The 12,195-nt window shown below is 27.7% G+C and carries 16 protein-coding genes and 8 tRNA genes; 6 read left to right on the forward strand and 18 right to left on the reverse strand.

Translation table 11 applies throughout. From position 1 onward, the window contains the following. Positions 1-65 precede the first annotated feature (65 nt). The 4 genes from K324_RS0113895 to K324_RS0113910 form a co-directional block, all read right to left on the reverse strand. Positions 66-857: a ParA family protein gene (locus tag K324_RS0113895; protein WP_026749669.1), complete on the reverse strand. Its 792-nt coding sequence runs from the start codon at positions 855-857 to the stop codon at positions 66-68. Between the two features lie 310 nt (positions 858-1,167). After that, a complete protein-coding gene (locus tag K324_RS0113900; protein ID WP_026749670.1) occupies positions 1,168-1,572 on the reverse strand; it encodes a relaxase/mobilization nuclease domain-containing protein in 405 nt (134 codons plus the stop codon). Between the two features lie 91 nt (positions 1,573-1,663). Further along, the gene (locus K324_RS0113905; RefSeq protein ID WP_026749671.1) at positions 1,664-1,891 is read right to left on the reverse strand and encodes a hypothetical protein; all 228 of its coding nucleotides are present in this window, start codon (positions 1,889-1,891) and stop codon (positions 1,664-1,666) included. Positions 1,892-1,906: 15 nt separating this feature from the next. Beyond that, positions 1,907-2,149 (reverse strand): hypothetical protein, encoded by a 243-nt coding sequence (locus K324_RS0113910; RefSeq protein WP_026749672.1) that lies wholly within the window; start codon positions 2,147-2,149, stop codon positions 1,907-1,909. Positions 2,150-2,399: 250 nt separating this feature from the next. Between K324_RS0113910 and K324_RS0113915 the strand changes: the two genes are divergently transcribed. Further along, positions 2,400-3,032 (forward strand): hypothetical protein, encoded by a 633-nt coding sequence (locus K324_RS0113915; protein ID WP_026749673.1) that lies wholly within the window; start codon positions 2,400-2,402, stop codon positions 3,030-3,032. 288 nt (positions 3,033-3,320) lie between these two features. Here K324_RS0113915 and K324_RS15925 read toward each other — a convergent pair whose 3' ends face one another. From K324_RS15925 to K324_RS0113940, 5 genes are all read right to left on the reverse strand, one after another. Next, entirely contained in the window at positions 3,321-3,464 is a 144-nt protein-coding gene (locus K324_RS15925; protein WP_155282334.1) for a hypothetical protein, read from the reverse strand. Between the two features lie 96 nt (positions 3,465-3,560). Beyond that, a complete protein-coding gene (locus tag K324_RS0113925; RefSeq protein ID WP_026749674.1) occupies positions 3,561-4,262 on the reverse strand; it encodes an ATP-binding protein in 702 nt (233 codons plus the stop codon). Continuing rightward, the gene (locus tag K324_RS0113930; RefSeq protein ID WP_026749675.1) at positions 4,252-4,461 is read right to left on the reverse strand and encodes a hypothetical protein; all 210 of its coding nucleotides are present in this window, start codon (positions 4,459-4,461) and stop codon (positions 4,252-4,254) included. The genes K324_RS0113925 and K324_RS0113930 overlap by 11 nt, the downstream gene beginning before the upstream one ends. 5 nt (positions 4,462-4,466) lie before the next feature. Further along, positions 4,467-5,045 carry a hypothetical protein gene (locus K324_RS15075; protein WP_051354481.1) on the reverse strand — a complete coding sequence of 193 codons (579 nt, stop codon included), beginning with the start codon at positions 5,043-5,045 and terminating at the stop codon, positions 4,467-4,469. An 87-nt stretch (positions 5,046-5,132) separates the two neighbouring features. Then, positions 5,133-5,345: a hypothetical protein gene (locus K324_RS0113940; RefSeq protein WP_026749676.1), complete on the reverse strand. Its 213-nt coding sequence runs from the start codon at positions 5,343-5,345 to the stop codon at positions 5,133-5,135. A gap of 245 nt (positions 5,346-5,590) precedes the next feature. On the opposite strand from K324_RS0113940, the gene K324_RS0113945 reads away from it, so the two are divergent. The 3 genes from K324_RS0113945 to K324_RS0113955 are packed head-to-tail and all read left to right on the forward strand — an operon-like array spanning position 5,591 to position 7,347. Beyond that, the gene (locus tag K324_RS0113945; protein ID WP_026749677.1) at positions 5,591-5,953 is read left to right on the forward strand and encodes a helix-turn-helix domain-containing protein; all 363 of its coding nucleotides are present in this window, start codon (positions 5,591-5,593) and stop codon (positions 5,951-5,953) included. Positions 5,954-6,004: 51 nt separating this feature from the next. Continuing rightward, positions 6,005-6,379: a hypothetical protein gene (locus K324_RS0113950; RefSeq protein ID WP_026749678.1), complete on the forward strand. Its 375-nt coding sequence runs from the start codon at positions 6,005-6,007 to the stop codon at positions 6,377-6,379. Positions 6,380-6,381: 2 nt separating this feature from the next. After that, positions 6,382-7,347, forward strand: a complete 966-nt coding sequence (locus K324_RS0113955) for a tyrosine-type recombinase/integrase (protein WP_026749679.1) — start codon at positions 6,382-6,384, stop codon at positions 7,345-7,347. A gap of 171 nt (positions 7,348-7,518) precedes the next feature. On the opposite strand, the gene K324_RS0113960 is transcribed toward K324_RS0113955, so the two are convergent. From K324_RS0113960 to K324_RS0114000, 9 genes are all read right to left on the reverse strand, one after another. After that, a tRNA-Phe gene (locus K324_RS0113960) sits at positions 7,519-7,594 on the reverse strand. Positions 7,595-7,604: 10 nt separating this feature from the next. Next, positions 7,605-7,690: transfer RNA gene (locus tag K324_RS0113965), tRNA-Ser, on the reverse strand. Between the two features lie 73 nt (positions 7,691-7,763). Continuing rightward, positions 7,764-7,838 (reverse strand) — tRNA-Glu (locus K324_RS0113970). A gap of 13 nt (positions 7,839-7,851) precedes the next feature. Continuing rightward, positions 7,852-7,928, reverse strand: a tRNA-Ile gene (locus K324_RS0113975). A gap of 3 nt (positions 7,929-7,931) precedes the next feature. Continuing rightward, a tRNA-Arg gene (locus K324_RS0113980) sits at positions 7,932-8,008 on the reverse strand. 17 nt (positions 8,009-8,025) lie between these two features. Further along, positions 8,026-8,101 (reverse strand) — tRNA-Lys (locus K324_RS0113985). A gap of 6 nt (positions 8,102-8,107) precedes the next feature. Then, a tRNA-Gly gene (locus K324_RS0113990) sits at positions 8,108-8,183 on the reverse strand. 16 nt (positions 8,184-8,199) lie between these two features. Beyond that, positions 8,200-8,287 (reverse strand) — tRNA-Leu (locus tag K324_RS0113995). Positions 8,288-8,601: 314 nt separating this feature from the next. Further along, a complete protein-coding gene (locus K324_RS0114000; RefSeq protein ID WP_026749680.1) occupies positions 8,602-11,082 on the reverse strand; it encodes an AMP-binding protein in 2,481 nt (826 codons plus the stop codon). Positions 11,083-11,326: 244 nt separating this feature from the next. Here K324_RS0114000 and K324_RS0114005 point away from each other — a divergent pair, with 244 nt between their 5' ends. Together K324_RS0114005 and K324_RS15645 are read left to right on the forward strand one after the other, a co-directional pair. Then, a complete protein-coding gene (locus K324_RS0114005; RefSeq protein ID WP_026749681.1) occupies positions 11,327-11,620 on the forward strand; it encodes a YciI family protein in 294 nt (97 codons plus the stop codon). Between the two features lie 288 nt (positions 11,621-11,908). Beyond that, the coding region (locus tag K324_RS15645) for a transposase zinc-binding domain-containing protein (RefSeq protein ID WP_211231548.1) at positions 11,909-12,195 on the forward strand (287 nt) is incomplete at its 3' end.

The raw sequence follows: 12,195 nt of genomic DNA on the forward strand, positions 1-12,195 counted from the left end.
CCATCCCAGCTTCAATTTCTTTATCTATAACTACTAGCATTATATCTCCCATAATAACTTCCTTTCTATCTTTTTTCATTCGGATATATTTCATTGTACAAAAATTCATTCACTAAATTTTTATAATCAATAGCCGCATTACTGCTCTTCCTAAAACTGAATATATCCTTATGTTTTTCCATTGAATTTAATATATTTGCATCTTCTCTCACATAAATATCCGAATACATATCTTTTAAAATTTCTTTCATTTCCATATGTGCCTTCTTAAAAACTTTCGTATTTTCCTTAACCTGTACAAAGAACACCTTATAAAGCTTGATTTTATAATTATCCACTTTTGCAATTTCCATCATTTCAAGCAAATCCCTAAGTCCATTAGTGTCTATAAATGAAACTTTTGAAGGTGCAAAGACATAGTCCGTCACATTTAAAATTCCTCTGACTGTATTATTTACAGTACCTTCCGTATCAATGACTACAAAGTCATATTCACTAAAGTTTTCAAAAAAATCTTTAAATATTTTCAGTTGTTCCTGTCCATTTATATCTCCTTCCTTTTTGAAAAATTCATCAATCTGATTAAAATACATATTACTAATAATTATATCTATTCCATTTTTCTCATTTATATATTTACTGCCACCTATCATTCCTAGATTATCATAACATTCCTTCAATGCTTCAAAAATTGTATTTTCATTTCTTATATTGAGATAAGAAGCTATAGCTCCTCTTGGATCTGTGTCAATCAATAATACTTTTTTTCCTTTATTTTTAAGAGCATATGCAACATTTATGGCTGTTACTGTTTTCCCTGCTCCACCTTTTGGATTTATTATGCTTATTATTTTCATTTTTTTCATCTCCTAATTTTTTTGATTTTATAGTTTGACATTTTGTTAATTTATGATATAATAAACTTGTAAAACCCGTTGGGTACTTTATATAAAATATAGAAATTTTGCGAATATTAAAGGCTGGATTTTTCCAGTCTTTTTTGTTATAATCTTCTTGGCTTCGCAAAAGCCTCTATATTTATATAAAGGAGGTACGACTGTGAGAGACTTTATTGTCATATCTGTTGTAATACTTGTTATTTATTACAGAATCAGCAGATATTAAATATAAAGAATTTCACCTCTACCTCTACCCTTCGGGGATTCTTTAGAATTTTCTTGTTGCAAATTTAACATAATAAAATTCTCTTCTCATTGGACATCTGACAGAAGAATTTCTATAACATCGTTTTCTCCCTATTTTTTTGATAAAATTTTTCTTATCATCGTTTTCAGATTTAATTAATTCTTTCCCTTTTTTCTCAAACATTTCAAACACATATTCATTTGTATAAGTTTTATCTAAAGTTTTTAATCTTACACTTAAATTTTCTTTATCAGTTAATGTTATTGTTTTGTCTGTTATTTTAATCTTGTAACCTGCTTTGGAAAAATTTTTCTTTAATTCTTCAATTGAGTTTGAGTTCTCAAACTGGTTTACAACTTCCTTCTTCAAATTTTCATACCATTTCTTACTTTTATTATTTGTTTTTATTTTATTCTCTTTTTCCATTTTTTACCTCCATTTAAATTCTTTCGTTAAATAAAATTTTTATACTTAAAATTTTCTTAAATGTGTGATATAATAACGTTAATGTGAAATGTTATCTATTTATGTCGTTATCATAATGATAACGACTTTTTTTCATTGTTATATAATCATTTTCAAAACATCCTATTGATATCAAATAACTTAGTATTCTTAAAATTACAATTAAATCTATAACGCAACATACAACTTTTATTGTTATTTCATAATTATATGCTCCCAACTGTCTTAATGTAAACGACATTAGAGCAAGCATCCAATAAATCAATTTGCTCATTTTCATTCCTGTCACTTCCTTTTATAGTTCTTCCAAATTTTCTAGTACTATTATAAGTTCATCATACGTAATTTCTTCATCTTCCAATGCCATTTCCGATTCTTCTATCTCATCTTCAAAGCCTCCAACATTTCTAAGTTCTTCAATTTTTTCCTGTATTTTTTCTTTTATCAATTTAAATTCATTATACGTTATATTATCAATATCTCCATATTTTTCATTAGTTATTGATTTTTCTATTTTTTCTATTAAACTCTCAGTCATAATTAATTTCCTTTCTTTCTAAATTTTAATTAACAATTTTTTCTAAATATGCTCTCAAATCAATTTTAAGGTGGTAATTTCGCTATAAAATAAATTTTTTGTATAAAACTGTGCCTTTTATATAAAAATCTTTTAAAATTGATGTATGAAGGTTTTAGATATATTCTCATTTTTTCTCCCTTCTTTCAAAAAATTTTGTTATTAATTATTTTTTATGATATTATATATTCAAAAAAATAGGAGGTTTTTTATGTTAAAATATTTAGGTTCCCTCTTTACATCTGCTTTTATCACTTCAATAATGGTTGTGCTCATTGATAAAATTTTTTCCTACTTTCTTAATCGAAATATTTCCTTCAGGCAAGAAAACAATCAAATAAAAGTACATAACATTATTGATGACTATCATAATTTTATGGATTTATTGCCAGAAATTTTTGATGTTATTGGCCATACTTACACCACTTTATCTCAATACAGAACTGTCATATCAGACAAAGATCAATATGATTTTTTTTGTAATAATGTTGGACAGCCTGATGAAAAATATTCAAATATGCTTTTAAAAAATTTATATAAACTTGATGTAATCATCAAGAAAACTGATAAATTTTCAGCAGATTTATTATTTTTTGACAGAAAATCTTTTAATGCCTATATTGATTTTTGTACCTATATTCTAAACGGTGAAAATGCTAAACAGGCTGATTATAAAGAAATTAGCAAAGAAAAACTTATTAACTTTTTAAAAATTTTTTCTAAAAACTTTTCTTTAAAAAAAGATTATGATTTTCACAATTTAAACTGGTTTACTGATATGTTAAGATACAATGCTCCCATTCTTGACAAATCAGTTGTTGAAAATAACGAAATAACCCGTTAGAAATATTATCATTATCAGCAATATAACAGGATAATATAAATATTTACTTTTTTCTTTAGTTAAAATAGTACAAATTAAACCGAAAATAAACAGTATTATTCCTGTTATTGCTAAATAAACTACAACATTTATATATGCCGTTTTGTTCATTTCTCCTTCTCCATTTCAAAATTTTATTTGTTAAATATATTCATTATATGCTCTCAAATCAATTTTAAGGTGGTAATTTCGCTCTAAAATCAATTTTTGGTATTAATTAGTTGCCTGTCAAATAAAATTCTCTTAAAATCAAAATTTAAGTGTTCTAGATATATTTTCATTTTTTCTCCCCTCTTCTGAATAATCATAAATTTTCTCCAATACTGCTTTTTCTGGTATTCTTCCCTTTATAAATCTAAATCCTTTTGCTAGTAGTTCTTTCTTTATGGCCAAATGAATTTCTTTGGCTTCCCACTCTTTTATCTTAAATTTTATCTCTAAATCGTTAATTGTTAAAAATTTTTCATCATAGTATCTTACGCATTTTTATCATCCCTTATTCCAAAATTCTTCAAATAATTTTTTTCCTATTTCCTTTCTTCTACTCTCCCACACAAATTCCAATGTATCCAATCTTTCTCGAAATCTGTCCAACAATGCATCATTTCCTTGTGTATCCATAAAATTTGCAATTTCTTCCTTACCTAAATTTGTTGATATAATAATACATTTTTCCTTTTCATAGAAAAAATTAAATATCGTATACAACTTTGACTTTCCCCAAGTTTCTGATATATTTTCTTTCCCTAAATCATCAAGTATTATCAAATCTGCTTGAAGCAAATCCTTAAAAACCTGTTCTTCAGTTAAATTGTTAAAATTACTGAAAGTTGACTGGATTCTCTGATAAATTCCATTTAAAGTTGTTCTATAGACTTTATAATCATTTTTTAGCAGTTCATTAAACACACACAGGCTGTAAAAACTTTTTCCTGTTCCTATCTCTCCACATAAATACAATCCCAACCCATTCTTTTGAGCTTCTTTGAAATGCTCACAATAATATTCAAGTTTCTGTTTGATTATTTTTTCTTCTTCAGATAATATTTCAGAATTTTCAAAAACATATTCTTTCCATCGAACTGGCAAATTTGAAATATTAAGAAAATATTCAATTTTTTTCTGCAATTCCTGTTGTTTAAGTTGTCTACTTGCTTGTATCGCTTCTTTTAACTTATCATCAGAATCCATACTCTTTTTTTGCTCCTGCTGATTTTGGTTTTGAAATTTTTTTATCCTGTTTTCTGCCAGTTGGCTTAATTTCATCATAATAAGCTCCTTCCAGTATCTTTATAAACTTTTCCTCATTCAGAAAATCATCAAATGATATTTTCCAGTTTGATTTATCAGTTCTCCCAAGCAAAAAGTTTATATTCTTTATTTTAAACATCGTTTCTAAAATTTCCTCTTGAGTATATTTCCCAAGTAGTTCAGATAATTTTTTTTCCTATTTTCTGTAAAAGATTTTATTAAACTCAATTCATATTCTTTTGCTAATTCATTCCACTTTTCCATAAAGAGAGAATAAGTATTTGATAACTTAGTATTTAATTCTTTAGTACTTAATGTATTAGTCTTTAATTGTCCTTCATTTTGTACGGCTTCACTTTGTAGTTTTACATTTTGTAGACCTACATTTTGTACCTCTACATTTTTTAATTGGCGTTCTTCTTTTTTTAAAGGTTTTTCATAAATATTATAAATATACTCAAATTGATTTTTCCCTTTTCGAGGTGGTAATTTTTCTATTCTTAAATATCCAAATTCTTTTAATTCATTTAAAGTGCTATTTATAGCTCGCTCTCCTTCAACACAAATAAAAATTAAACCTTCTATAGAATAATCCCAATCAGGAGGTAAACTTAACATTAGTGTCAATAATCCTTTTGCTTTTAATGTCATCTTTCTTTCTTTCAAGTGAGTGTTTGAAATTACCGTATAATTATTATTTTTATTTACCTTAAATACAGCCACTTATCCACCTTCCTCTTTTAGATTCCCTTAATTCTTTAAATAATTTTCAATTTTATTTCTCAATAAATTGAAACATATCAAAATTTATTATACTCTTCCTTTAGTTACTTCTTTGTATTCATTAAGATATTTAGCTGTTTTTAATGGATCAAAATAATATTTCCAAATGCCATTTATTTTTTCTGCTTTAACAAAATCTAAATCTCCTCTTCTTGCTAATGCTACAAATTTCCAGTAACTTAAATTTATTTGTTTAGAAATCCCTGTTACAGTATATAAAGATTTCCCCTTTTTTTTCATTTTTATCATCCTTTCTCGATTAATTTAAATTTATTACAATTTATTTTTACTTAATTCAATTATATCATATTTTCGTAAGTTTTTAACATATTTATTTCATAAAATAAGTTATAAATTTATTTTTTGAAATAAAATACTATTTCTTTTTTGTTATTACTGATAAATATGTTATAATTTATTTGTATTCATTAGCTTCTATATAAAAATATACTAATCTAATATAATTTTTTTAGTCGGGAGGACAAATGAAACTAAATGAAAAATTAAAATTCGAAAGAAAGAAACAGGGATATACCTTGAATGAACTATCTGAATTAACTGGTTTACATAGAATTACTTTACACGACTATGAAACAGGAAAGATAAAGAATATTCCTTCAGACAAAATATTACTATTATCTAAAATTTATAATAAAGATCCCAATTATTTTCTTTTAGATAATGATAAAAATATAAAATCTCATAATGAAAATATACATAATATTGAAGATATTAATGCAATAATGCTTGTAAATAAACAATTATTAGAATCTCTATCAATAGATAGTGAGGAAATAAAAAAATTTTTAAAAAAATACTATAAATTTATCATAAAAAATATTGAATAATTTTAAGAAATCCTACTCTGTATAAATTTATTTTATACTGGAGGAATTCTTATGGAAAGAAATTTTGAAAAAGTAACTGAAAACACTGGCAGAAAAGAGGTGTTTAAAGTTATGCATGATAAAGTTGAAATTATAAATGATTTCAATACAAATGAAAAAAGAGAAGCTAGAATTATTTTTTACAATCAAAAGATCTATGTTATTCTGTATCGAGATTTAAATTTTGAAGAATTAAAATGGCTCAATTTTTATATTCTAATTTATGGCAATCAAAATTATGGAAAAAATACTTTCTTTGAATTTAAATTAAACAAAAATAATTTAATTTATCATCTTCAAGTGTGGAACATCATTGAAAATAAAAAGTTTAAATCTGAAAGTATTTCTTTATTAGTAAAAGCACTTTCAAGCAAGGCAGGTGTTTAATAATGAGAAATCCTAACGGAACAGGAAGTATTTTTAAGAAGAAAGGGAAATATAAAAGACCTATTATAGGAAGTGCTGAAACTTTAAAAGAAGCCAAAAAAATACTTTTTGAATTTAATTCAAGAAATTTAAATGTTGATTATGCCGATTTAAAATTAATTGATTTATTTAATCGCTGGACTGAATCAAATCACGTTAAAAATATAAAAACAGAAGAAACGTTTTACAGATATTCTACTGATTTCAAAAGTATATTTGAAGATATACTAGAATGTAAATTTATATTTCTTGATTATAAAGATTATCAGACAAGACTTGATAAGTATGCTAAAAATAAAGGAAAAGCAGCTCTTACAGTTTTAAAATCAATATATGTAGATGCAATAAAAAATAAAATTGTATCAGAAAATATCCCACTATATTTAGAATCTTCATCACAAATTACCAAAACTGTTGAAAGAGTAGTGTTTGAAGATAATTTTGTAAGACTTTTATGGAAAAGATATGAAAATACTAAAGATAGGTATAGTGCTATGATTTTGATGTTATTCTATTCTGGAATGAGAAGTGCAGATTTACTTAGAATAGAAAATAAAAATATTAACTTAAAAGAGCGATACTTTGTAACAGGATCAAAAACCGAAGCCGGAATGAATAGGCAAATTCCTATTCATCATTTAATTTTTCCTATTATAAAAAAATTTATGAATGACGACAAGTATTTATTTAAAGAAAAATATGATTCTCTAAGATATCATTTTGACAAAATTCTTTCAGAATACAATACTTCAGGTAATTTACATTCAATTAGGCATACATTTATAACTAAAATGCGACGTTTAAAAAATGAATCAGCTTCAAAAATAAAAAAAATTGTTGGACATAGGGAAAAAGACATTACAGACGGTGTATATACTCATTGGACTATTAAAGAATTAAGAGATGTTATAAATAAATTAGTCTATTAAAATAGTTGCCAATAAGTTGCCAGTAAGTTGCCAATAAATTTTTAATGTATGTAAATAAATAGAAACAGATTAAAACAGAATACAACCGCAAGGTACCATAAACAAAAGAAAAAAGTGCATTTCAGCATAAACACTGATTTGCACTATATATCACATTTTTAGCTATTCTAATGGTGCCCAGACGCGGAATCGAACCACGGACACAGGGATTTTCAGTCCCTTGCTCTACCGACTGAGCTATCTGGGCATACTATATATGGCGGGTGAACTGGGATTCGAACCCAGACATCTTGCGATTTCGCCGGTTTTCAAGACCGGTCCCTTACCGTTCGGACATCCACCCACAACTTTATTAAACATTACAAATTTCTTAAAAAAAATACCACAATTTTAAATTATGGTTCCAAAAAAATAAATGGTACGGCCTAGGGGGATCGAACCCCTGTTACCGGGATGAAAACCCGAGGTCCTAACCACTAGACGAAGGCCGCACAAGTTTTTCAATGGTGGATCCAGCTGGACTTGAACCAGCGACCGCTCGGTTATGAGCCGAGTGCTCTAACCAACTGAGCTATGGATCCATATGGCGTGCCTGAAGAGATTCGAACTCCTGGCCCACGGCTTAGAAGGCCGTTGCTCTATCCAACTGAGCTACAGGCACATATGGTTATAATTAAATGGTGAGCCATACTGGGATCGAACCAGTGACACCTTGATTAAAAGTCAAGTGCTCTACCGACTGAGCTAATGGCTCATATTTTGGAGCGGGAGACGAGGGTCGAACTCGCGACATTCAGCTTGGAAGGCTGACGCTCTACCAACTGAGCTACTCCCGCATAATATGATTTTTTATGGTGCCTCGGGCCGGACTTGAACCGGCACGGGATAAATTCCCACAGGATTTTAAGTCCTGTGCGTCTACCGATTTCGCCACCAAGGCATTTATGAATATTTGTTGTTTTTCAACTCACAATTACTCAATTAGTATATCATAATTAATTTTTATTGTCAACACCTTTTTTGAATTTTTTCTTATTTTCTCATTTGGGTGTATCATATACTCAAATACAATGCTAAAATATATAATAAAAACTAAGAATTATCATTCTTTCTCTTATTTCTATAACAAAAGAATGTCTTTTAGTTAGAAATAATCTTACTAATAAATATTGTATATTTTATAAAACAGTAGATATATAAAATTTATAATTGGATTCTTCTATCTTGCAAGACATTCTCTTGTATTAAATTCTATTAATTCTCAACATATTCTCTTATAATTTTTTCTGCTTTTTGTGTGATTTCATCATAGCTTCCTTCTGGTGAGAATTTTTCCAGCACTGCTACTTCGATTTTTTTCGGTTTTGGGAACTTCATATATCTTGAATATGCTTCAAATGCACCTTTTATTCCAAGACATTGAACATCTACATTTAGTTCCTTTGAGATTATAGCAAATACCTTTTTAAACTGGGCAACTTTTCCATCCTTTGTTCTTGCTCCTTCTGGGAAAATTACAATGCTTTTTCCACTTTTTAGGTATCCAACTATTTCTTCCACACTTTTTCTAATATTTTTGTTAATATCAATTAACACAACATTTCCATTTGAAACGAGCAATTTCATTACACCTTTTTTAAAATACCAGTCAATTGCTAAAAATAATGTATTAAAAATAATTTTTCTTGGAAATAATGAACCTAAAATTAACGGGTCTACAAAACTTTGGTGATTTGATACAAAAATTTGTGGATTGTCTGTTAATTTTTTTCTGTCAACTTTTTTTACTCTGAAATATAAGTCAATTATTGGCTGGAATACTTTTAACAACTTTGTTACCCATCGGTTTTTGTCGTCTTGTATCGGTTTTGTTTCACTTATAATCTGTTTCCAGTCTACATCGCTATCTTCAAATTTTGTAGCTTTTTGATTAATGTACTCTGATAACAGTTTCAGATTTGGCATTTCAGAAAATTTTTCTTCATCCAGATGAAGTCCAAAACTGTTTTCAATAAATGCAAAAAATTCTACAATGTCGAGAGAATCCATTCCAATTTCTAGCTCCAGATTTTCTTCTGGCTGTGGTTCGATCCCTTTATTTTTCTTGATGTATTCTTTTAATATCTTGTATGCTTCATCTATAGGTTCAGGCATTTTTTCTTTTTTTGTGATTTCATTTTTTTCGTATAAATCTGGCAACATGAATCTACGAATTTTTCCAACCCGAGTTTTTGGCAATTCTTCTTCAAACAGCTTGTAGTCAAGCACTTTTTCATAGTTATGTGCCTTCAAGTTATAATCTTCCACAATATTTTTAATATAAGCCTTTGTGTTTGTAATTCCACGCTTTCTGAACTCCAGTAATTCAGGTACAATTATTGCAGCTAATTTATTATTGTAATTAAAAATGCCGATTTCCTTGATTAATCCGTTACTTTTTGCAATTACTCTATTTTCAAGCGTTTCTGGATCAATATTCTTACCGTTTGAAAGGACAATCATTGTATTTTTTCTTCCACGAATTGTGATATAACCCTCTTCGTCAATTGTCGCCAAATCTCCTGTCTTGAACCATCCATCCTCAGTGATTACTTCTGCTGTCTTTTCAGGCTTATTGTAATAACCTTTCATAACAATCGGCCCTTTAACCCACAATTCTTCATCTACAATTTTTACATCTATATTATTCAATTTTTTTCCAACTGTTCCAATTTTTCTTTCTTTTTTTGAATTTACAGCAATAACTGGTGCAGTTTCAGTAAGTCCATAACCTTCAAGGGCATAAAATCCCAATGTTTCATAAAATTTTGAAATCTCAGGATCCATTTTTGCTCCACCGGCAACAATAAAGTCAAGATGTCCACCAAATTTTTTATGAACTTTTGCAAAAACTTTTCTTTTTATTTTCAATGATTTTACGTTGCTCATCATTTTATAAATAAATCGTGTAATGAATTTTGCATCAATTTGCTGCTTTATCCCATCATAAAATAGCTTGAATACCCTTGGTACACCTATTATTGCGGTTACTCTATTTTTTTCAAGTGCGTCAAATATTTCCTTACTTGCAATTTTTTCCACAAATACAATCGAAGTCTGATATTTTAACATCAAAAGTACACTTGCCGTCAATGGCAGAACATGATGAAATGGCAATATTGCCAAAATCTGATCCCTATGATCAAATATCCCCTTTTCATAAATCCCTTCCATCTCAGTATTCAGATTATTAAACGAGAGCATCACCCCTTTTGGATTCCCAGTTGTCCCAGAAGTGTAAAGCATAGCTGCCGTTTCATCTCCAGTCGGATTTTCCAGCTCAAACTGCATATTTTTTATAGCACTCATTTTTTCCTGCTCAATTGTAATTTTATCCACATTTATTAATTTTACAGTATTTTTTGAACTATATTTTTCAACTGCTTCCAAAATAGTTCCTTCTGTTTCATTCGAGTAGAAAATCACATTTGGATGTGAATCGTTCAAAACGTATATAATCTCGCCAGAGTTACTGTTTGCGTCAAGTGCAATCGCAGCAGATTTTTTATCCCATACTGCAAAAAAACTATATATCCATTCTGGACGATTTTCCATAACAATCAGCCCAAATTTTTCTTTTTCCAGTTCAACTACATATTCAGAAAAATACTTTATATTATTTATCAAATCAATATAATTAATATGTTTATTTTCAAAGTCAACTAATGCCAGTCGCTCCGTTCTCTCTAAAAACATAATTTTGCCTCCTTTTTTTATTGGCATCCCCAAAATTTAATTTAGTATACCATAATCATAAATAAAATTCAATTTCACATTACTTTGTATATAAAAAATTTTGTTCATAAAATATAGTTTTTGAAGCTATTTTTACTATAGTTTTATTAACAAATTAAATATTTTTATTGATTATTTTGAAATATACTGTAAAATATAACTATAATATCGTGAAAAAAATAATTTGAGAAAGGAAAATAAATTTATGAAACCAATTTTTGTTATATCTACAACTTATACAAAATCACTTGAAGAAGTGGGAAAATTTAGACAGGAACATTTTGATTTTATTCAAAAAAATATTGATGCTGAAAAATTTATTGCAGGAGGACGGCAAAATCCCCCAACTGGTGGACTTATTTTGGCATATAACGTAACAAAGGCAGAACTTGAGGAAATATTAAAAGAAGATCCGTATTACAAGAATAATTTGATAGAAACTGTAATAACTGAATTTACACCTGCACTGCTTGATAAGGATTTTGAAAAATTACAATAAAAATAATTATTAATCTAAATAATTTAATACTGAACCCCATTTAAATAACAGATTTACTACAAACTTTTCTAGCAAAGAATAAAAACCTAATATTTTTAAATAATTAAAATATCTAAAAAACAATTTAGTTGAATGATTATGAATTAACTATCAAACAACCTTATTATAAAAATTTATTCTTATTTTTAAACAGGGTTTAGTATAAACATAGAATTTAACTTATCTAACTATTAATTTGATAAAAAAAGCCGAATAGAAATTCGGCTGATTTTTTTGTATAATATATTTATGATAAACATTACACAAAATAAACTAAAATATATTTTCAGTAACAACAATATTTTACTAGATTCCTTAAAATTTTGCAAGAAAAATAATATTGGCGACAGTCACCTTGAACATATTAAACTTTCCATTGATAAATTTCTTGCCTGCAGGGATATTTCAAAAGGTTTTGTCAAGTTCAAATGTCCTCACTGTCCTGTTACACACCTGTTCCCTATTACTTGTAAGTCTAAGCTCTGTCCTTCTTGTGGTTACAAGTACTCTAGGACATGGACTGAAAATATTCAAAA

Source organism: Leptotrichia trevisanii DSM 22070, assembly GCF_000482505.1.
Lineage (GTDB): Bacteria > Fusobacteriota > Fusobacteriia > Fusobacteriales > Leptotrichiaceae > Leptotrichia > Leptotrichia trevisanii.